This window comes from Psychrobacillus sp. MER TA 171, assembly GCF_023713305.1.
GTDB lineage: Bacteria > Bacillota > Bacilli > Bacillales_A > Planococcaceae > Psychrobacillus.
This window is the reverse complement of the sequence record NZ_JAMAWN010000013.1, coordinates 72,151-94,518: the sequence shown is the minus strand read 5'-3', so window position 1 is coordinate 94,518 and position 22,368 is coordinate 72,151. Positions and strand designations below refer to the sequence as shown.

Below are 22,368 nucleotides of genomic sequence, written 5' to 3'. Positions count from 1 at the left end.
GGTATAAGAGGAATTTAGCGCAATACTTTACATGCCCGCTATTATTTTTTATGGAATTCATCATTTTCAGATGAAGTTAACATTTATTTTAAAATGGAAATTGATTTAACCATTGTCCACCGTCTAGCGTTACTATTTCTCCATTCATATAAGCAGCTTTGTCTGACATCATGAATGTTGCAAGATCGCCTATTTCTTCTGGTTTACCTAAACGCTTTAGAGGAACCGCTTGAATTGTTCTTTTAGCAGCTTCTTCTGATTCCCAAAGCTTCCCTGCTCCACCCGTGCGTTCAATTGGACCTGGGGCAATTCCATTAACTCGTATACCGTATTTACTTCCCCACTCCACAGCTAGTGTTCTTGTTAAGGACATCACGCCTGCTTTTGCGGCAGCAGAATGAGCTACCCCAGCCCCTGCTCCCCAAGCATAGGTTGCAAGCATATTAATAATAGAACCTTTCGTTCCTTTATTTATCCAATAGTTACCTACAGCATTTGAACAATAGAAGGTACCGTTTAGTACAATATCGATTACAGCCTTCCAACCATTTGGCGAAAGCTTCGAAGTCTCGACAATAAAGTTGCCTGCTGCGTTATTGACTAGGCCATCGATGCTACCAAATGCCTTATCCGTAAACTCAACCATTGCTGCAACATGCTCAGGATCTCGTACATCCATTTGAAATACTTCCACTTGTTCCCCATTCTGAGCGATCTCTAATTTTGCATTATCTAGCTTTTCCTTATCCCTACCAGTAATGACGACATTTGCCCCTTCGGCTACGAAAGCCATCGCCATATATTTACCCATCCCATTAGAACCACCAGTGACAATAATCGTTTTCCCCTTTAATAACAATGAAAACACACCCCTTTTAAAATTGAATGAACATTCACTCAATATTTTATCATACCCTTATAAGAAAAGCACTATGGCTTGATAGAGTCTATACTAATAAAAAAAGACCCGTAGAAAAGCCTTTGTGCTCTCTCATGGGTCTACAATGATTATTGATAATTCATATATGATTTGTTAATATCCTCTATTGGGATAGGGCGACTAAAAAAGAATCCTTGAGCTTTTTGACAGTTCGCTGCTTTTAAGATTTCCACCTGGGTATCTTTTTCTACTCCTTCAGCGATTACTTCCATGCCTAAGCTATGAGCTAAACGAATAATCGTCGTTGCAATAGCAGCGCTTTTTTCGTCGGTTTCCATGTCTTTTATAAAGGACTGATCTATCTTTATAATGTCGATTGGATACTTTCTTAAATAACTCAGTGAGGAATAACCGGTTCCAAAATCATCAATTGAAATAACGACTCCAATATCCTTCAATTCTTTTAGAATAGTGAAAGTATTCTGCAAGTCGGTCATCGCACTTTCTGTAATTTCTACCTCTAAAGAAGAGGCAAGTATATTGAATTTTTTAATTTTATCTCTAATCTTAAAAGCAAAATTATCTTGTTTAAATTGTTGAGGTGAAATGTTGACTGCAACTCTCGCCATTCGGAAGCCCTTATCTTGCCATTGCTTTAACTGTCTACAAACCTCATCTAAAACCCAATCTCCGAGCTTGAATATGATTCCTGACTTTTCTGCTAGAGGGATAAATTGCATAGGAGAGACATATCCAAACTTGCGATTATTCCAACGTAGCAAAGCCTCGAATGAATTTATCTCACCAGTCAATAGATTGACCTGTGGCTGATAATGTATAGACAACTCGTCTTTTTCAATTGCTCTTCTTAAATGTGATTCCATCAATGCTGCATTTGGAAAAGATAAATTCATCTGTTCCTGAAAATATCGATAATGAGCTCTTCCTCTATCTTTTGCCACATATAAAGCCTGATCAGCCTTTAACAATAACTCATCTCTTTTTTCTCCATCATAAGGGAACATCGATATTCCTATAGAGGCTGTACCAAAATACTCTTGATGATCTAAATAAATCGGTTTGGCAAGTTCCGTTAATATACTTTCCGCAAATGCACTAGTATCTTCCTTTGTTTTTCCCTTTAATAAAAAAACAAATTCATCTCCACTTTGCCTATATAAATTACTCGCCTTATCAATATATAAACTTAAACGATCTGCAATTTTTTTTAGTAACTCATCACCATATGTATAACCCAATGATTCATTTATTAATTTAAATCGATCAAGGTCAATTCGTATAATAGATATTTCACTATTTGTTTTTTGAGCGTCTTTAATATTTTCATGTAAGTGTTCTTTTAATGCTCTTCTATTCCATAAGCCCGTCAAATGATCATGGTAAACAAGATAGAATAGTTGCTCCTGCTCCTCTGTATCACTTACCGTATTTCGCAGAACTATATGAAGTCCACTTACACTTCCACCAATTACTATAGGAATTGCTTTTAGATCTGTACTTATAAAATGGCCTTTTTCATGTTGTATCAAGCAATTCTGCATTTCGGTAGCTTTGCCCGTCTTTACATGGCTCATGATATTGCGGAAGTTCCACAGAGATTCTTCTCCTACAAATGTTTCAAATGGTATATTTAATAACTCATTCGACTTATATCCATAAACTGTATTTATTATTTTATTTGCGTATTGAATTTTACCTTCTTGGTCAATAACTAATATGGTGTCTAGATTGTGTTCTATTAACGAATGATATTTTTCTTGAACCTCTAGCAAGGGATCAAAATGGGGTTTAGCCGTTTGATCAACCATCAACAAACCATATATCCCTCTTGTTTTTTCTCCCATTGGCGCTATTGTAATATCAAACGTATAAACTTGGTCATTTAATATAATGTCAAAGTTATGGTAGACTTTCTGCTTGGCCTCTTCTACAAAAAGTGGTTCTAATTGAATCCATAATTCTTGCGTGAAATTATTTAAATTTATCGCACTTTTTAAAAATTTGTTGGCACTTTTATTTGTATAAATAATTACATGAGAACCATCTTCCTTTTTTTGCAATAGGCAAGTGATCAGGTTGGGTTGTTCATGAATCATATCTGCTAAGTAATCATCCATCTTAAGCTGTTCGTAATTGTTCATGTTAGCCTCCATAGCCTCGTATAAGACATATTGCAAAAATCAACACACTGTACTCTCTTTTGTATCGTCAAATAATGGTAATTTTTAATAAAAATACTAATAAATATTTTTATATAATATTTTTTTGATTTGTGTACACAATTAGGTCATTAGTTGGTATGATAGTATGTATAGTAAGAGTAAAAGAAAGGAGTGTACTTATTATGACTACTGAATCAGACAAGCAGTTAGCGACTGCAATATATACAGTTAATAGACATGCAAAAACTGCTATAGACAACAAGCCCCTTTATGAGCTGAAAAAATTAGCTATTCAAAAAATGATTACAGAAAAAAAAGCTAGTAAAATTGGTCTTCATTTTGTGCGTAATCCTAGAAATAGCCAACAGCAATCCTCCGTTTTAGTTCAGTGTGCTGACTATTATTTCCACCTTCTTCCGGTTAAAGAAGATTTTAAAACATTACCACATCTCGGTCATTTAGATGATACTTATAGAAACCCTATCAGGAAAATGAGTATAAGAATGGCTAAACAATTATTAACCGATTATATAGGACCTCCCAAAGCTACTAAAAGCAAGTCCACTAATCACTCTACATCTTGTACTGCGAAGTTTGCTCGTGTTTCCAATAGACGCCCAAGTAAGATGAAATCTTACCTAGATCGATAAAATTTCGTAGAAGCAAACACTTTTATCAGTCAAAAAAGTGTATTTCTTCTTCCTTATAATGTTCTAGTTACCTAACCCTATTTTAACGCTGAGTAGTGTATATTTGATTTAATATTATGGAGAGGGATTCTCATAGCTAGCATTAGCTTTGAGAATCCCTCTTTTAATTTCTATATATTGTTACAGTATATATTTATCAATTTTTAAAACTAGTTCAGTAATTTCTGGTTTACTCACTTGATCTTCTGCTCCTACTAAGTCACCTTTGTGTCTAAGGTCGTCTGTAATCAGACTTGAAAAAATGACTACTGGCAGTTTGGCTAAATTACTATTGGTTTTAATGGATTTTGTCAAAGCATGCCCATCCATCTGTGGCATCTCAATATCGGTTACAATCATTTGAACATGTTCCGATACATCTGGAGAGACTTTCTCTAATCCCTCTAGGTATGCTAAAGTATCCTTCCCATTCTCAAAGAACTCGAGGTTTACATAACCCGCCTCATGCATAGTATCATGCAATAATTTCCTTAACAAAGGTGAATCTTCTGCAATTACAATTTTTTTGTTAGATCTTTCTCTTGGGCCTAATTTCTTCACCGAATCTATACTCATTCCTGATTCAGGATTTATATCCACAATAATTCTTTCAAAGTCTAATAATAAGAGCATGTCTTCGTCTCTTTTAATAACTCCTATTACGTGGGAAGATCCTCCTTGATATAGGGAACCAGGCTTTTCTATTTGATCCCATGATATACGATGTATTTGAGTTACATTGTCTACGTGAAATACAGCCTTTTGTTTATTAAATTCTGCAACAACATATTTTTGTTGCTCACTTGTAGATTGCATGGGCAAACCTAAAACTTTACTCATATTTATCACGGGTAGAACATCACCTCGTAATTGAATAATGCCTTCCACATGCGGATGTGCAAGAGGAATAAAAGTAACCGGAATAGGTTGAATAATTTCCTTTACTTTTATCACATTAATGCCAAATCTATTTGAACCTACTTGAAACTCTACAATTTCTAATTCATTGGTTCCGCTTTCTAGTAATATTCCTTTGTGGTCATTCACAAAAAATCTTCCTTTCCACACTCACGATTATACCAATTGTATCATACAGAGGTAAAATATTACTATATTATTCGTATAATTTTATTAGTGCTTGAGTACCTTTATCCTCATATCCGTCACTTATTAATTGATCATATAATGACTTCGCTAACTCTAACCCAGGTAATGTCAAATTCATTCTTTCTGATTCCTCCAAAGCAATTTTCATGTCTTTAACAAAATGCTTGATAAAGAATCCCGGCTCTAAATCACCTTTAATCATTCGAGGTGCTAAATTGCTCAATGACCAAGAACCAGCAGCACCAGTAGAAATTGCTCTTAATACTTGTTCTAATTCCAACCCAGCTTTCTTTCCGTATGTAAGTGCCTCACAGACTCCTATCATATTAGATGCAATCGTTATTTGGTTACACATTTTAGTATGTTGTCCAGCGCCCGCAGTTCCCTCATGTAGAATGGTCTCACCAAATAGCTTCAGTACTGATAAAGAACTGTCAAAGGTTTCCCTCTCTCCACCACACATAATGGATAGCTTTCCTAATTGAGCACCTATATCTCCACCCGACACTGGAGCATCTAGGGATTGCATATCTAGCTCCTTAGCGCGATTGTCAATTTTTTTTGCTAAAGTAGGTGTGGATGTTGTTAAATCGATGACAGTTAACCCTTTGTTTTCTATTGAGAATATTCCTTCTTCTCCAAAATAAACTTCTTCTACATCGTGTGGATAGCCAACCATGGTAAAGAGGTATTGTACACTGCTAGCAGCTTCACTAGGCTTTGATACCCACCTTGCTCCTAAAGTAAGTAACTCCTCTGCTTTCTCCTTAGTTCTTGTGTATACACTAACCTCATGACCTGCTTTTAGTAAATGCTTAACTATACTTTTACCCATTACACCTGTGCCAATAAAACCTATTTTGAGTTGCTCCGTCATAAATAACTCCTCCAATATAATTTGTATTAAATACAGTTTATCAGAAAAGTAAAACAAATTTATTTAAAATTTTACTTTAATGATTAATCCATTTCATAATTTTGGTTTTGATGTAAGGCAGGGACGATTGAAAAGAGAGAAATTTTATATCACTTTTCGGAAGTGCAGATGATCCGGGCGAACGATAAACTATCATCAACTGTTTTGTCTCTTAACTGTCCCTTGCATCATTCTAATGGATCAGCAACCTGTCCATTCATAAAGGGAAGTGCAATTTATTTCAATAACTAATACGCAAATGATAAATTTAGACAAAAAAAGAGGACCATCCAGTGGATGATCCTTAAAAAGGGGGAAATGAGAATGTTGCTGTGTTCTTTATTAATATGCCCTGCTCACATTTATTTAAACCTCTTTTTTTAAAATTTTTTTTATTTTATCCAATTCTTCTATAAAAATATCTGCCTGTTCTTCTCCTACCATGTGACCACCATATCTTACTTCTTCATAAGTAGAAAAAAATTCACCTTTTACCTCCCATGACATTCTTTTAAACCATTCCCTAACAGTTTCACTCATTTCTCTATTGTATCCTAATGATGTTGCCTCTTTTTCAAATTCTAAGTAAAGCTCTCGAAGGAATGAAGCTTCAACTTTATAAATGGTACTTTGCTTTAATAATTCTTCATCCTGAATAGCCAAATTATCATTTTTATAAATGAAATTATTTCGTTGTTGTTCCACAGGAAATTCTATTTTCTTTTTGATAATATAAGTAACAATTAAAAGTATTACTATACCTAAGGCCCCAAATAGGATCCACTCTATTGGAAATGACGAAGTAATTGCTTCAGATTCATCTTGACGTAAACCATCCATTATACCGTCATTTGCTACAATATCCTGTTCTCTTTCCTCTGCTGGTTCGCTGAACAAATTACTCAAATATTTTTCAATTAAAAGGAGCAAAGGTGTCAAAGGCAACATCACAATAGTAAACAACCCTTGGAGGATCACACCTAAAAGTTGTCTCACTGGGCTAAAAATCAAAAAGCTTAAGAAAGTTAAAAGAAAGATAACGGACAAACCAACTAAATAATAAAGTGCAAATTGGTTTAACGATTCTTTTGTATGACTGTAACTTTTTCTCCAAACACTAAATAGCCTTAACCCTACAAAGAAAATAACTCCTCCTATAAAGACACTATATAAAGTGATTTTATAATTTTCGATCACAAGCATAATACAAATTAAGTGGATAGAGAAAAATACCATTAATGACAGTAAGGCAAAAGGATTATCACTGTCCTCATCCAACTGAATTACATTATATCTATAATGTAAGCAACACACAGATATTAGAACCCCAATACAATATAGCCAAAAGGGACCTCCAAATAAAAAGAGGAAAAGTAATGACACCGTAGGAATAATAAAAGCGATGATTAAACTAGGTCCAAATTTCGAAAAAGTATACTGGGCAACCAGCACGGTAAAAATTTGGATACCAATCCATAGAAACGGCAAACTTACCAAAGTCTCATTTAACAATAAAACAAAGAACAAGCTAACTATCCACATATCCTTCAGGTACTTTTCATAGGACAATTTTTGTATATGGAAAGTTTGAGTGGAATTATTTAACATAATCTCCCTCCTCTTGCTCAGTCAGATATGTGACAATGGCCTTCTGCTCCCATGGGGTTAATATGGAATGATACTTCTCCATATTATGAGAAAAAACTCGAACAGACACCGGTATTTCCTCATGACTATCAATATATTTAATCATATTTTCAAATGGTATAGTGATATTGCTAACCGATAGAATAGAAAGTAACTCTAAAGCATTTAGTCTATGTACATCACCAGAGCCTAAAGGAACAAATACAAATGGTCTCTTTCCTGATGCTCGAATATTTAAGCCAAATCCAAAGGGAACATTTGCCTTATAACAAGCTTCCACATTAGATGCTAGCCACTCTATCTTCTCCTCAAAATCATGAACCATCCTATACCCATCTGCAAGATTAACTAAAAATAATACCGATACATTAGTAACTTTTGTAAAAATTTTGGTTTGAAGCTGCTGTGTCCTTGCACTTGCTTTCCAATGAATATGGTTAAACTGATCACCTTGTTCATATTCTCTAGTACCAATAGGGAAGAACGGGTCAACAAACAAAGAAGAATTTAACTCCAGCTCTCCAGGCTTAAGTCGAGTAGGAAGAAATTCTTCTTTGATTGGATAGATAGTTGGATAAACCATTGCATCCATCAATATGTATGGTTGGTAATTCAATATAATAGAACCTTCCGTTAAAGGATGAGGGATATTAATATCTATGCCTCTAAACCTCGAAAGACCTCTTCGACTACCAACTATAGGTACTTGTATCGTAACTGTTTTATTGTATCCAATAGAAAAAGGAACATTCACCTCAAAAAATCCTGAAGATAAAATATTATTGGCTCTAACTGGAGCAACTGAATCGTGGAATGCTATTGTAATGGTGCCATTCCAAATCGGCATACCTTTATTTTTAAAAGTCAGCTCAAAATGTGAGGTAGTCCCTTTCATTAATCTAACTCTTTTTTTCTCATTTACAAAAGTAAGTCCACTACCAACTTTTTGAAAGTAAAGCAGTTGAATCAACACGAAACATAACAAAAAGATAATAATAACGAAAAGTACATGCTGATCAAAGATAAAAAGAAATACCCCACTGATCAGCAATATATCCCTATATATTTTTATATACTTATAGTTTACATCGTTACGTTTCCACGTCATTATATACTTGCCTCAACAGGTGCTTCAATTTCTTTAATCAATTCTGCCATAATATTAGATATTTCATGGATTAGCATTCCTTGCGAGGACAATCTAAGGCGATGCAAACAAACAGGATCTATGATGTTCTTTACGTCGTCTGGTGTCACATACTCCCTACCATTAATGAAGGCGTGGGCTTTAGAAGCCTGTAGCATAGCTAAAGAAGCTCGACTACTTAACCCTAGTTCTATGTACTGGTGTTTTCTCGTGCCTTGTACAATTTGTATGATGTAAGTAAAAATATCTTCATGAACTTGAATATTATTTACTTGCTTAGACCATTCTTCAATTTTCTCAAGAGTAACCACTTGCTTAGTTTTAACTTTTCCAGGAGCTTGACCAAAATGTTTTAAAATGTAATTCTCTTCCTTCATGGTTGGATAACCAATATTAAGCTTAAATAAAAAGCGGTCTAGCTGAGCAGCAGGTAACTGGAAGGTACCTTGCTGTGATTCTATTGGGTTTTGTGTAGCAATTACCATAAAAGGATAAGGTAGCTTAATAGTTTCACCATCAATTGACACTTGTTTCTCTTCCATCGCCTCTAAAAGACTGGACTGAGTTCTTGGAGTGGCACGATTAATTTCATCTGCAAGCAAAATATTACTCATTACTGGACCCATCCGCAGAATAAACTCCTGCTTCTGAGGATGAAAGTAACTAATTCCTGTTACATCTGAAGGAAGAACATCGGGAGTAAATTGTATTCGTTTAAATTCTCCTTGAATGGCTTCTGCAAAAGATTTAGCCATCATTGTTTTTCCAGATCCAGGTACACTTTCTAATAGCACATGGCCTTGAACTAACAAACCCATTAGCATAAAATCGATTTCTTTTTGTCTACCTATAATAGATTGGTTCAATTCTTTTTTTAGTTTGATTAAAGCTGAATCCATTCATATCTTCTCCAATTTACTAGTCGATTTGTTTAGATGTGCTTAGCTGCTTAACTTGGGAATGAAACTCGTTAAGTAAATGATCTAGCTCTTCGCTTAATCGAATAGTTTCCCTATTAGTTACACCATTTTCTATCGCAGATTGAATCATCTTTTCTCTTGTATATTCTAGCCTTTTTAGAATAGATTCCATCATTAGAAAACTCTCCTTTTGAAAATTGTATATTTCCCTCTACTATCTATACATAAACCCCTTATACTAATCAGAATATACCGACAATTTAAAGTAAAGTAATGTACATTAGCACATTAACTTCTTGGATGCGTTAGATAAGTATATATTATATCTCCACCTTGCATTGCATTACCACTAAAGTGTTTAAAATCTTCTCTTTTTACAAGTACTTCTCTAAATGCTAAAAACTCTTCCTTAGTGACGTGAATTTGATCTATCATCCCACTTTTTAGCGCGTTAAGTTGTTCATCTATCGATTGCATATTTTTAAATCTCCTTATATTTTAAATAAATGGTGTTTATTCCTCTCAAAAAACATAACAATCATAGAATGTCTCCTAAACTGAATTCCTCATGTATTATTAAAAAGTACTATTTTAAAATTAGACAAAATGTATAGTTTTAAAACTTTTGATAAAAATACTTTACGTACATCTTTTTTTAGGGCAAACTGTATTATATTATGTTCTTAAGGGGATGGGACAATCTATGAAAATCGCTGAAGTCGGTAACATTATTGAGTTTAAAGATGGTCTTCAAGGTATAGTAGAAAAAGTTAACGAGAATTCTGTCATAGTTGATTTAACTTATATGGAAAACTTTAACGAGCTTGAACTAGAAGAAAAAACGGTAATCAACCATAAGCGTTATAAGATATTATATAGCAATGAAGATTAAACGTCATGCCGTTCCTCTCCATGAGATGAACGGTTTTATTTCTAAGTAACAGGCAATTCTTTTTCCTAGACCGTCATAAAACTCTATACTTCTCTTTTTTTGTGACTATGGTAAGGATGTGCATATATGATTAATCGAAAACTTTTTATAGGACTAGTAATATCACTAGTATTAGCTTTTGTTTTTACTTGGGTTACGTTTAATAATGAAAACGTATTTTGGTATTTCTATTCGTTTACAACACTTTTTTTAACGGCTTCTTCTTTTTATTTTTCAAAATTAGAAGATCAGCTGAAAACGTTTAACTATTTATTTTGGGGTATAGTATATGGTATAGGAACTTACTTATTGTGCTTTTTAGGCTTACAGCTACTGGAGCTATTACCATCTAAAGCGACGAAAGAAGTTTCTCATTTCTTTGGTGTATTTGCACCTTCTGCTTTATGGCATTACATTTTACTGTTCTTCATCATTATTCCTGGAGAAGAATTTTTCTGGCGTGGCTTCATCCAAAATGCAGTGAAAAATTGGTTCTCTCCTACTCTCGCTATACTAACTAGTTCCGTTTTATATGGAGCATCATTTATAGTGAGTGGTTTCTACATTGGTGTTTTTTTTGCTATTATTGTAGGAATCATTTTTGGATGGCTTTACGAAAAGAAAAAAAGTATGCCACTTAATATTGTAGCCCATATTGTATTTCTTTTACTGCTATTCCTGGTGCTACCACTAATATGAAAGTTATGTAAACCATAACTATACTAGAAAGGAAGCTGATTAAATGAAAAAAGTAATTTCAATTCTATCTGTCCTATTGTTAACACTTTTGATTGCCGCTTGTGGTTCTTCAGAGAAAGAGACATCTAACGATGATCAAGTAACAGATTCTACAAACAACAGCGAAGCTAACGGTTCAGAGGAAAAAGAAAATAGTTCTGAAGCAACCGGAACTTCTGTTGATAGTGATAATCAGGAATATTCCATATCCGTACTTGATGGCTATGAATTAACTGCAGAAGAACCAAATAAAGACTTGCTATTCAATAAAGAAAATGAAGAGCAATCTATGCGTATAGAAGTCTATAATGCCTCTGAGGTTAATATGGCAGATGTAACAAACGAGCTAGTAGAGACAGTAAAAGCATCTAATTCAGAAGGCAACGTAACAGAAATCACTGATAACTCAATTGTCCCTTCTGGGAAACAAATAGAAGATGTTAAGTCGTACAAAGCAGAAATTCCAGATGGCAATAATGTCTATGGCTACACATTCCTTCAAGATGGCTTAGGAGTAAAATTAACAGTTTTTGATACAGCAGAATCGCCTGCTATTGAAGATTTCATAAAAATGGCAAATACTATTAAAATCAATTAAAATAAAAACTTCGGGCCGTACTATGGCTCGAAGTTCTTAAGATAATTTTTTAATGGACAGACCAAGCTTCTTTATTAACTCTATAGCATCTTTTTTTTCATCTTCTGTCAAGATGCTCATTAATTGTACTAACTGTTGCTCATGACGTGGGAATAATTCTTTCATAAACTCTGAGCCTTCTTCTGTTATTTCCGCATAGGTAACTCTTCGATCTGTATCGCTGGATACCCGCTTTATAAAGCCACGACCCTCAAGCTTATCTACTACATAAGTAATAGATCCACTAGCGAGTAATATCTTATTTCCTATTTGTTGCAAGGGTTGCTTTCCTTTATGGAATAAAAGCTCTAATACCGCAAATTCAGTTGGATTTAACCCATTTTCTTGAAAGAAATGATTTGTACATTCATGTATTACTTTATGAGCACGGGAAAGTACTATAAATAATTTCAAAGCACTACTCGATAAGTCATTGGTCATTGTCGTCATCCTCACCTATATTAAATTACATTAACAATCATTATATAGGTCAGACTAATAGATTGTCAAAATAGCTTAGGAAGCTACTTGTAAGGGGAGTAGGAAATTAAAGATCGTTCCATTTCCAACCATACTCTCAACCTCTATTTTACCGCCATGAGCCTCCATAACTTCATAGGCATGAGATAATCCAAGCCCAGTCCCTGTCGATTTAGTTGTGAAGAATGGCTTAAAAATATTAGCTAATTCTTCTTCTCCAATTCCATTCCCCTCATCTTTTACTTTAATACTTACAAATCCATCACAAGACAAAGATAATCTAATATCTATTTTACCACTTTTTACCATAGATTCAATAGCATTTTTTATGACATTTATAAAAACCTGTTTTAAAAGGTTTCTATTTCCCAATACTCTAATGTTTGTATATAATTCATTAGTAATATTAATTTCAATTGCTTTCATAAGCGATTGAGGAGTCATGAAACTAGCTACCTCTGTTATGAGCTGGTCAATTTCGAAGTAGGTGTACTCTTTGTTGCTCGGCTTTGAAACTTGAAGAAATTCTGTCAATATTTCTTCCATTCTTTGTATCTCATGATCAATAACATCCAAGTATCTTTTTCCGTCTTCATTAGCAGTTTTCAGTAACAACTGTGTGAATCCCTTTAAAGATGTCATGGGATTACGTATTTCATGAGCGATACTTGCCGCAAGTTGTCCTAGAGTACTTAACGATTCGTTATGATTCAGGCGCTTCCTCATAAACATTTTTTCTGATTCGTCATGAATTTCCATGAGAAATAGATTAGATTCACTCTGTTTAGATACAATCAAATGCAGATACCTATTGTCACCCATATATGTTTGAAATTCACTAAAAAATTCTGCTTGTCCTTTTGAAGCTAAATTCTGTAGAAATGTCTTTCTAGAAGCTCCTGTTAGAGAGAACATATTTAAAAGTGTATTAGAGTTCATTTTAAGCAATTCTTCTCGTTCTATCTTTAACACTTTTTCTATATATGGATTAGCGTCTAATACTTCTCCTTCATCACTTATAAATATTAATCCACTTGAAAAGAGTTGGAAAACCTGTTCAAACCTTTGTTTGTACTCGTATTCTGCTAACATTTTGCACCCAACCTCTCATAAGAATCTGAGAATAAACAATTCAAATTTTTAAATTATTGATTAATTCTGATTATTACACACTTTTATTATTCTGGATATGGTTATTTTTGACCATATTGTCGACATGAATATTCACTGTTACAATAGTTATGCAAAACTAAAGGAGTTAAGAAAATGAATATTATATTAACCACATTAAATGCAAAGTTTATCCATACGAATTTGGCATTGCGCTGTTTAAAGGCTGCAGCAGCACCTGACTATTCCCCCCTTATTGTTGAATATACTATAAAAGATCCAACTTTTAATATAGTAGCTGATTTGTACCAAAAAAAACCGAATGTAGTAGGTTTTAGCTGTTACATTTGGAACATTGAAGAAACAATTAAAGTAATCAAGATGTTAAAAACAGTAGATCCTTCCATAACTATTATTTTAGGCGGTCCCGAAGTTTCCTATGACACGAATGTTTGGCTCCGTAATGTGACAGAAATTGACTATATCGTAGTTGGTGAAGGTGAACAGACTTTCAAGGAAACATTAGACTTCCTTTCCAAAAAGAAAGAGTTAAAAGAAGTACCTGGACTAGCATATGTACAAAACGACAAATTTATTCTAAATCCGCTACCTCCAAAATTAGATTTACGTGAATCTCCTTCTCCATATCGTTTTGAAGAAGATTTACCCAATCTTTCTAAACGTATTGTCTACGTCGAGACTAGTAGAGGGTGTCCTTTTTCTTGTCAATTCTGCCTCTCTTCTATTGAAGTTGGTGTTCGATATTTTAATCGAGAAAAAGTTAAAGAGGATATCCGATTCTTAATGCAAAATGGTGCAAAAACGATAAAATTCGTCGATCGTACATTCAATATTAGTAGAAGTTATGCAATGGAAATGTTTCAATTCCTAATCGACGAACATTTACCAGGAGTTGTTTTTCAATTTGAAATAACAGCTGATATTATGCGACCAGAAGTTATTCAATTTTTAAATGAAAATGCTCCAGCTGGTCTTTTCCGTTTCGAAATTGGTGTTCAATCTACCAACGATTTGACGAATGAGTTAGTTAAACGCAGACAGAACTTTGAAAAGTTGAAAAGGACAGTTACTATGGTTAAAAGCGGTGGAAAAATCGATCAGCATTTAGATTTAATCGCGGGGCTACCAGAAGAGGATTATCATTCCTTCCGAAATACTTTCAATGAAGTTTTTGAAATGCGTCCCGAAGAGTTACAACTAGGCTTTTTGAAGCTTTTAAGAGGTACAGGATTACGAGTCGAAGCAAAAAAGTATGGTTATGTGTATGTAGACCAGGCGCCATATGAAATTTTCTCTAATAATGTATTAAGCTTTCATGATATTTTACTTATTAAGCAAGTGGAAGACGTTCTTGAAAAGTATTGGAATGCACATAGAATGGACCAAACATTAGAATTTCTATTTGAGCATATATTTGAAACACCTTTCGACTTTTTCCAACAATTCGGTACCTATTGGGAAGAAAGAAATTGGTCTAGAATTGGTCATCAGCTAGAGGACCTATATACTCGTCTTTTTGCTTTCCTAGAACAATTAGAAAATATTCCTTTAGCAACTATTAAGTCTGTTATGAAACTAGATTATTTATCAAAACAAAAATTCCAACCAAGGAAACCTTGGTGGAATAATGATTTAAACAAAGAAACTCAGTCTGCAATCTATAAGCTACTAATAGAGGATCCCTCGATTGCTGGAGTAGACTTTTCACACTTAAATTTGTCAGAACGAGAATTGTACAAGCAGACATTTATCACACCGATTACTGTTAATGTGGATATGTTTAAGCAAGGAATCATCAAAGAAGATAATGGGTTCTTACTGACTGCATTCCAAAACGGAGAAGCTCCACAATTCTTCTTTTTGCAACCAAAAGAAAATATAATAGTAACGAATTAATAATACCAAATTTCATCCCAGAAATTAGTAGAAGGCTGATTAGCCCACTTTATAATTTCAGAAGCCCCAGAAATTTTACCATTCGGTAAATTCTGGGGCTTCTATTGTTTCCTCATAGCTTTTGTTTCTACTTTGTTTTACAAGAGGGTTACTTGATCGGTTATCTCTTTCCACAAGCTTAGTCACCGTGTTGTGTAAGAATGATTAGCAGTTATTCAAAAGCAGTTTTAATTACCCAATAATTACACGTTCCTTTGGATAATGGTATTTGGTAATTTTTCGCTTACCTCCTAGTGTAAATAGGAAGGATATTAAACCAACTCTTCCTATAAACATGAGGAGCATGATGACTAGCTTTCCGAAGGAAGATAGGTTCTCTGTCACCCCAAGCGACATACCACATGTACCAAACGCAGAGGTTATTTCAAATAGTAGGGATGCTACTGGAACACCCGGTTCCGAAACCGATAATATAATTGTTGCAGCAAAGACCATCAGGATAGCTAAAACAAATACTGCAAAGGCCCTATAAATATCGAGTAGATGAATTTCACGATTAAATATTTGTATATTTTCTTTGCCTCTAGAAAAGTTTATTAGAAACAAGATTGCAAGTGCAAAAGTAGTTGTCCGTATTCCTCCTCCTACTGAGCTAGGAGAAGCGCCAATAAACATGAGTGCACTCATAAAAAGATTAGTTCCTTCGTTAAACATATTGATGTCCACAGTAGTTAGCCCTGCAGACCGAGTTGATACTGAATGAAAAAAAGCAGTGAAGAATTTCTCATGCCAAGGTAGATCCTTAAGAGTATTAAATAATTCAAGTAAAAAAATCATCACTGTTCCTATAATTAATAGGGCCCCATAAGTTAAAGTAGTGAGCTTCGTAAATAATGAAAATCTAAAATTTTTATTTTTATTGGAAAGAAATTCTTTTACCTCAATTAAAACAGGAAAGCCAATTGCACCAAATACAATCATTATACTCGTGATGATTAGAACAAAGTAATCATGATGATAAGGAACTAAGGATTCACCTGTTATATCAAAACCGGCATTAGTAGTAGCAGAAACTGAAGTAAACACTCCATGTAACAATGCTTGTTTAAACGTATCGTAGTATTGCGTAAAATAAACTGTCAGTATTATTGAACCAAGCAATTGAATGAATAAGAGAATTTTAATAATTTCCTTTATAAGCATTACAGCACCCGACATTTTAGACTGGTTGTGGTCAACCATGATTAACTGCCTTTCCCTTAAACCAATTCTTCTTCCAACCACAAGCCAAATAAATGTTCCTAAAGACATTATTCCAATTCCTCCAAGCTGGAGAATTAGAATAAGCATGATATATCCAAAAATAGTATATGTATCTACAATGCTTATAGTTGTTAGCCCTGTTACACTAACGGCGCTAACTGCTGTAAACAAGCTATCAATAAAGTCTACTTTCACACCTGGCCTATGAACTCCCGGTAAGCGAAGTAGAATAACTGAAATAGCAATGGCAATAAAATAATAAGAAACAATTATTTGAGCCGGTGTCATTTTATATTTCGCTTTAAATGTATAGTTTTTCATTTAATATGTTCCTTTCAAGTTAAAGAGAGCCTATTAAATCATTGTAAAAAAAAAAAGTATAAAAAGATAGCAGTAACCATACTATCTTTTCATACTTTTAACTAAATCATTATACATTTACTAAAATTAAGCAGTCTTTTTGTTTTTGGCTACACCAAGTAAATACCCACCAATAGCGATTACTAGTAAAACAACCCAGAAAGTCAATTTCCATCCAGTTGAATGTGGGAAATGCTCATCAAGTATAGCTACGCTTGGATGAGATAGTGTTAATACAGTTAACTTAACCCCTACCCAGCCTACTATTAAAAATGCTGCTGTTTCTAATGAAGGATATTTTTCAAGTAATTGAACAAATTTATGAGCAGCAAAACGCATAATAACTAGCCCAATAACTCCACCAATGAACATTACTGCAAACTGTCCACCGTTAATTCCACCAATTTCAAAGTCTCCCCAATATGGCAACGTTACTGCAATTGCAACTGCTGCTAACATAGAGTCGATTGCAAACGCGATATCAGCTAATTCAACTTTTAATACAGTCATCCAGAATCCTGAACCTTTTGCATTTTCTTCTAAGCCATCCGTTTCAATATGCGGACCTGGTTTTTTACGTTGATCGTAAATATGTTTAATCGAGATAAATAACAGATAAGCAGCACCTAGTGCCTGCACTTGCCAAATGTTAACTAAAAACGTAATCATAAATAAAGCTGCAAATCTAAAAACAAAAGCCCCTAATAGACCGTAAAACAGAGCCTTTTTTTGTTGGGCCTTCGGTAAGTGCTTAACCATTACTGCCATTACTACTGCGTTATCAGCAGCTAGCAAGCCTTCCAGTCCTACTAGGACAAGTAAAACCCATCCATACTCTAACAAAATTCCATAATCCATAAAAATATATCCTCCTTTGAAATATAAAAAGACCCCTGCCTAAAAAAAGGCAAAGGTCTTGCTAAGCAAATTAAAAATTAATGTGCTATCATAACCGATGGCAAAAGCCATGTAATGACGACTATGAAATAGGTTTCCCTATAGCTACTCCCCTTTGACGAACGTCAAGAGTCTATTTATTTATATGTCTATAATAACAACATTTAAGTAATTAGTAAAGCATAATTATTTAATGGATATATGATAGGTTGGATCGTCTTTGTGTTTGTTGTAAAAACGAACCATGGAAGGTATCGACTCTATAAAATCAGGACAATTTATCTCCCCTTTACGCAGAATTTTTTCAGCATTTGTTGTATCAAAAGAAGAATTCCAAGTGAGATAATCTAATGTTTCTTTTTCCACCTGCAGGAACTTTCTTATAGGTAATAAGCTAACAGATACCTTTGCTAATGCTAATGGTATTCTCCCCTTAGGATATTTCCCTGTAACTTCTCTAACAAAAGCTCTATATACCTCTTCAACTGGATAAGGCTTTGGATCGGTTAAATGAATAGTCTTCCCTTCTGCTTCTTCATCAAAACAGCAATATATGGAGGCTTTTGTTATGTAATCAGATGGTACTACATTAATAAAAGACGTGGACTTACCGAGATAAGGTATTATAGGTAATCGTTTCAGTCTGTTAATCATGTTTATAAAAAAGTATGGCCCATCAAACTTAATCGTTTCTCCTGTGATGGAATGTCCCCTTACAATCCCTGGTCTAATAATGGTAAGTGGCAGTTGGCTTTTTAAGTTGTTTACAAGTACCTCCGCCTCGTATTTTGTTTCCTCATAATGATTTTTAAATCCAGGGGGTTTAATAAGTTCCGTCTCCAGTAGCTTACCTTCTCTTTTCCCCGCCACATAAGCCGTGCTAAAATACATATACCTTTTTATATTTGGAAGTTTAAGAACTAACTCATTAAATAATTTAGTTCCTTCCACATTAACCTTCCAGGCAATTTCCTTTGGAACAGCTAAGTCATAAATAGCTGCTAAATGCCATACATCATTTATTTCTTGCTTTAAGTTGTTAATTGTTTCATTATCAAGCCCTGCATTTGATAGTGTAATATCCCCTTTCACCACAATAATCGATTGGTTAGTTATTCCGTCCTCGTAAATTTCACTTATTACCTGTTCAGCTTTTTGAACTAGGTTAGGAAGAACTAGAACATAAATAGCGGAATATCGATTTTGATGACGTAGTTCCTTTATGATATTTTTCGACAAAAACCCTGGAAATCCTGTAATCAATGCATTAGACATATTGGTAATCATCCCCTTTTTTTGATTATACTAAAGACCTCTAAATGCGCATACATAAACTTTAATCGGAAAAGGTGTTACACGATATTCTATTTGGTCTAGTGTCTTAAACCAAACCAATGTATACAAAAATAAAGCTCCGAAATTTTACAGTACGTAAATTTTCGGAGCTTTTCTTATTTAAGATGATTTTATTTTTCTTGTCTCTTTGTCCACTAAACTATAGATGATTGGCACTACAAATAATGTTAGTAAAGTCGAAGCAACTAAACCACCAATTACAGTTAAAGCCATTGGTTGATTTATTTCTGTTCCCTCTCCAATTCCAAGGGCCAGTGGAATTAAACCTAATATTGTCGTTAGAGCTGTCATTAGGATCGGACGTACTCTATCTCGAACGGAAGTCGTAATTGCCTCGAAGGATGAATAGCCATCTGCTTTACGCTGGTTAATGTAATCTACTAATACAATTCCATTATTCACAACAATTCCAACAAGTATTAGTATCCCTATGACAGCGGAAACGCTAATAGGAGTATTTGTAATGAATAAGACAATCCCAATTCCTATCACGATTAACGGTACAGTAAACATGATTACAAACGGATATTTATAAGATTCAAACTGAGCTGCCATTACGATAAACACTAAGACAACCGCCAATAAAACAGCCAAAATCATATCATTTTTGGCATTATCCATCAACTCTCTGTCGCCACCAAAATTGACTTGCACTTTATCACTAAAGTTTTGCTTCTCTATTACTTGATCAATTTGTTCGGACATGTCTCCTAGTGTATTTTCTGACTCATACTTAACAGAAAATGCAACCGCGCTAGCCTGGTTTAAGCTTCGTATAGCTACTGGTCCCTCAGCAACCTCTATACTTGCAACATCCTCAAGGTTTACAAAAAGACCTGATGGAGTACGTAGTTTTAGTTGCTTTAAGGTTTCAATATTTTCCCGGTCTGATTCGTTATATTTAACGTAAACTCCGTAAACTTCATTGTCTTCCGAGATTATTTGGGAAGCTAACACGCCTCTCGTTACATTGTTAACCATTTGAGCTATTTGAGCAGGAGCGAGACCTAGTTCTGTTGCTGCATCTCGCTTAACAATCATTTGTACTTCCTCTACGGTAGAAATAATGTCATTGTTGACCTTAGTTACGCCTTTTATTTTTTCTAAATCAGCCTGCAAATCAGCAACGGCTTGGTTTAATATATCCTTATCAGCGGAGGAAATATTGAAAGACACCACATTAGGTGAGGAGCCAGATGCTGTTTGAACATTAAAGTTTATCTCTGCTCTTTCTCCTATTGCTTGTGCTATTTTAGGCTGTACTTTATCTACAAATTCAAATGTAGATTGACTTCGTTCATCAAGCGGTTTTAGTTTGACAGAGATTTCTGCGATGTTAGATCTAGAAGTACCTCGAGACATGCCCTCTTGACTTCCACCTACAAAGCTTACATAGACATCTACATCCTTCTGTTCCTGCAATATATTCTCTATCTCGTCTACTACTTCATTTGTAGATGTAAACGATGAACCATTTGGTAGCCTTACACTAATAGAAGCAAAGCCTTCATCCGTAGGAGGTAAAAATTCAGTACCTACACGGAAAATACCAAATACAGAAATAATTAGTAAAGCTAAGGTCAGAGACAGAACTAAAGCTCGGTGACCTAAAGACCACTTAATCGACTTCTCCAAATTGTTGTAAGCCTTCGATCTTCGTCTTCTAGCTTCTAAATCTCCTTTTGGTTTTTTTAACATTCTACTAGCCATCATAGGTATGACAGTGAGTGCAACAAAAAGTGAAGCAATAAGACTAAACGAAATAGTTAATGCAAATTCGGTAAATATCTGGCCAATAAGTCCTGAAAGGAAAATTACAGGTATAAATACTGCTATAGTCGTTAAAGTAGAGGCTGTAATTGCTCCACTTACTTCTTTTGTGCCTGTTAAAGCTGCAGCTTTAGGGTCTTTTCCTAAACCGAGATGCCTTTCGATATTCTCGATAACAACAATAGAATTATCAACTAGCATCCCAATTCCCAATGCAAGTGCTCCGAGCGTCATTATGTTTAAAGAAAAACCAGCAAAGTACATCAGTAAAAATGTCACAATAACGGAATATGGAATTGCAACACCAATAATAATTGGACTTCTAATGCCTTTTAAGAACACGAACAAAACTACCATTGCCAATAAACCACCTGTTACTAACGTGGTTCCAATATTGTTGATGGCCAGTTTGACGTAATCCCCTTGATCAAAAAGAATATCCGCTGTAACTCCCTTATATTCCTCTTTCTCAAGTTGCTTGTCCAATGCCTCTTGAAAGGCGGTAGATACTTGTGCAGTATTTGCACTTGATTCTTGGAGCACAGACAAGAGAACAGCCGGCTCTTCATTGGCTCTTGTTTCACTATCTGTCTCTTGTTCTGCTAACTGAACTGTTGCCACATCGGAAATAGTTATTTGCGAACCATCAATTGGGTTAACAGTAATAACCAAATTTTGTATTTCTTCAACAGAGGTTAATGAGCTCATAATTCGAGTAGTTAAGGACATCTTTTCCTCTGTTTCTATTGGATCTCCAGGAAGAGAAATATTATTCGCTTGAATTAGCTGGACAATATCACTTTGAGTTAGTCCATTTTGAATTAATTTGTTTTGATCTAATAATATCTGCACTTCTTCGACAAGTGAACCCGATATATTAACACTTGCTACACCCTCTGTGCTGATTAATTCCTTCTCTAGTTCTTTTGCTATCAATCGAATATCTTGTCCTTCATCAGCAGCTCTTAGTGATAACTGAATGACTGGAAACTGTGCAGGATCAAATTTTAAAAATCTTGGCTTATCTGCTCCAGTAGGTACGGGCACTAAATCTATTCGTTGCATAATGTCCAATTGGGCATCATCCATATCGGTAGACCAATCAAATTCTAATAAAATAAAATTAGCGCTTTCTTGAGATGTACTACTGATTGACTTAATACCAGGTAAGGTACTTAAAGAAGTTTCTAATGGTTTGGTTATTTTTTCATCTACCTCTATTGGCCCAGCACCGGGATAGTTAGTTACAACAACGCCGATTGGAGGATTTAACTCTGGGATCAATGTGATTGGAATTTTAAAAAAAGAAACAGCTCCTAATATAACTACTAAAAACATAATTACAGTAGTAAATACAGGTCTTTTTATAGAGAAACCACTAATTTTCATATACAGGGAACCACCTTTACTTTCGCTATTT

General features: G+C 34.5%; 20 protein-coding genes. 5 read left to right on the top strand and 15 right to left on the bottom strand.

What is annotated here, in order from left to right; translation table 11 throughout:
• Positions 1-88: 88 nt before the first annotated feature.
• Together fadH and M3627_RS13260 are read right to left on the bottom strand one after the other, a co-directional pair.
• Positions 89-859: a 2,4-dienoyl-CoA reductase gene (fadH, locus tag M3627_RS13265; protein WP_169358900.1), complete on the bottom strand. Its 771-nt coding sequence runs from the start codon at positions 857-859 to the stop codon at positions 89-91.
• 149 nt (positions 860-1,008) lie between these two features.
• Positions 1,009-3,042 carry a putative bifunctional diguanylate cyclase/phosphodiesterase gene (locus tag M3627_RS13260; RefSeq protein WP_169358899.1) on the bottom strand — a complete coding sequence of 678 codons (2,034 nt, stop codon included), beginning with the start codon at positions 3,040-3,042 and terminating at the stop codon, positions 1,009-1,011.
• A gap of 203 nt (positions 3,043-3,245) precedes the next feature.
• Here M3627_RS13260 and M3627_RS13255 point away from each other — a divergent pair, with 203 nt between their 5' ends.
• Positions 3,246-3,713 carry a YkyB family protein gene (locus tag M3627_RS13255; protein WP_169358898.1) on the top strand — a complete coding sequence of 156 codons (468 nt, stop codon included), beginning with the start codon at positions 3,246-3,248 and terminating at the stop codon, positions 3,711-3,713.
• 180 nt (positions 3,714-3,893) lie between these two features.
• Here the strand turns inward: M3627_RS13255 and M3627_RS13250 are convergent, their stop codons facing one another.
• The 7 genes from M3627_RS13250 to M3627_RS13220 form a co-directional block, all read right to left on the bottom strand.
• The gene (locus M3627_RS13250; RefSeq protein WP_251556070.1) at positions 3,894-4,799 is read right to left on the bottom strand and encodes a chemotaxis protein; all 906 of its coding nucleotides are present in this window, start codon (positions 4,797-4,799) and stop codon (positions 3,894-3,896) included.
• A gap of 67 nt (positions 4,800-4,866) precedes the next feature.
• Positions 4,867-5,736, bottom strand: a complete 870-nt coding sequence (locus M3627_RS13245) for an NAD(P)-dependent oxidoreductase (protein ID WP_251556069.1) — start codon at positions 5,734-5,736, stop codon at positions 4,867-4,869.
• Positions 5,737-6,141: 405 nt separating this feature from the next.
• Positions 6,142-7,287, bottom strand: a complete 1,146-nt coding sequence (locus M3627_RS13240; protein ID WP_251556068.1) for a DUF4129 domain-containing protein — start codon at positions 7,285-7,287, stop codon at positions 6,142-6,144.
• An 85-nt stretch (positions 7,288-7,372) separates the two neighbouring features.
• Positions 7,373-8,530: a DUF58 domain-containing protein gene (locus tag M3627_RS13235; RefSeq protein ID WP_251556067.1), complete on the bottom strand. Its 1,158-nt coding sequence runs from the start codon at positions 8,528-8,530 to the stop codon at positions 7,373-7,375.
• Positions 8,530-9,468 carry an AAA family ATPase gene (locus tag M3627_RS13230; RefSeq protein WP_169358893.1) on the bottom strand — a complete coding sequence of 313 codons (939 nt, stop codon included), beginning with the start codon at positions 9,466-9,468 and terminating at the stop codon, positions 8,530-8,532. Before M3627_RS13230 ends, M3627_RS13235 begins: the two co-directional genes overlap by 1 nt.
• A gap of 19 nt (positions 9,469-9,487) precedes the next feature.
• Positions 9,488-9,664, bottom strand: a complete 177-nt coding sequence (locus tag M3627_RS13225; protein ID WP_169358892.1) for an aspartyl-phosphate phosphatase Spo0E family protein — start codon at positions 9,662-9,664, stop codon at positions 9,488-9,490.
• 113 nt (positions 9,665-9,777) lie between these two features.
• A complete protein-coding gene (locus tag M3627_RS13220) occupies positions 9,778-9,966 on the bottom strand; it encodes a hypothetical protein (RefSeq protein ID WP_169358891.1) in 189 nt (62 codons plus the stop codon).
• A 226-nt stretch (positions 9,967-10,192) separates the two neighbouring features.
• Here M3627_RS13220 and M3627_RS13215 point away from each other — a divergent pair, with 226 nt between their 5' ends.
• The 3 genes from M3627_RS13215 (at position 10,193) to M3627_RS13205 (ending at position 11,756) form a co-directional block, all read left to right on the top strand.
• The gene (locus tag M3627_RS13215; RefSeq protein WP_144537802.1) at positions 10,193-10,381 is read left to right on the top strand and encodes a YkvS family protein; all 189 of its coding nucleotides are present in this window, start codon (positions 10,193-10,195) and stop codon (positions 10,379-10,381) included.
• Between the two features lie 126 nt (positions 10,382-10,507).
• Positions 10,508-11,119, top strand: coding sequence for a CPBP family intramembrane glutamic endopeptidase (locus M3627_RS13210; RefSeq protein ID WP_169358890.1), 612 nt, complete (start codon positions 10,508-10,510; stop codon positions 11,117-11,119).
• Positions 11,120-11,162: 43 nt separating this feature from the next.
• Entirely contained in the window at positions 11,163-11,756 is a 594-nt protein-coding gene (locus M3627_RS13205) for a hypothetical protein (protein WP_169358889.1), read from the top strand.
• A 36-nt stretch (positions 11,757-11,792) separates the two neighbouring features.
• Here M3627_RS13205 and M3627_RS13200 read toward each other — a convergent pair whose 3' ends face one another.
• Together M3627_RS13200 and M3627_RS13195 are read right to left on the bottom strand one after the other, a co-directional pair.
• Positions 11,793-12,236 (bottom strand): MarR family winged helix-turn-helix transcriptional regulator, encoded by a 444-nt coding sequence (locus tag M3627_RS13200; protein ID WP_169358888.1) that lies wholly within the window; start codon positions 12,234-12,236, stop codon positions 11,793-11,795.
• 75 nt (positions 12,237-12,311) lie between these two features.
• Entirely contained in the window at positions 12,312-13,367 is a 1,056-nt protein-coding gene (locus tag M3627_RS13195; protein WP_251556066.1) for an ATP-binding protein, read from the bottom strand.
• Positions 13,368-13,541: 174 nt separating this feature from the next.
• Here M3627_RS13195 and M3627_RS13190 point away from each other — a divergent pair, with 174 nt between their 5' ends.
• Positions 13,542-15,302 carry a B12-binding domain-containing radical SAM protein gene (locus M3627_RS13190; RefSeq protein ID WP_251556065.1) on the top strand — a complete coding sequence of 587 codons (1,761 nt, stop codon included), beginning with the start codon at positions 13,542-13,544 and terminating at the stop codon, positions 15,300-15,302.
• A 231-nt stretch (positions 15,303-15,533) separates the two neighbouring features.
• Here the strand turns inward: M3627_RS13190 and M3627_RS13185 are convergent, their stop codons facing one another.
• From M3627_RS13185 to M3627_RS13170, 4 genes are all read right to left on the bottom strand, one after another.
• Positions 15,534-16,886, bottom strand: a complete 1,353-nt coding sequence (locus M3627_RS13185; RefSeq protein ID WP_169358885.1) for a TrkH family potassium uptake protein — start codon at positions 16,884-16,886, stop codon at positions 15,534-15,536.
• Positions 16,887-17,012: 126 nt separating this feature from the next.
• Complete coding sequence (locus M3627_RS13180; RefSeq protein WP_169358884.1) at positions 17,013-17,783, bottom strand: TerC family protein; 771 nt, start codon at positions 17,781-17,783, stop codon at positions 17,013-17,015.
• 225 nt (positions 17,784-18,008) lie between these two features.
• Positions 18,009-19,097, bottom strand: a complete 1,089-nt coding sequence (locus M3627_RS13175) for an SDR family oxidoreductase (protein WP_169358883.1) — start codon at positions 19,095-19,097, stop codon at positions 18,009-18,011.
• A 180-nt stretch (positions 19,098-19,277) separates the two neighbouring features.
• On the bottom strand, positions 19,278-22,337 hold the full coding sequence (locus tag M3627_RS13170; protein WP_251556064.1) for an efflux RND transporter permease subunit: 3,060 nt from the start codon (positions 22,335-22,337) through the stop codon (positions 19,278-19,280).
• Positions 22,338-22,368: the final 31 nt, after the last annotated feature.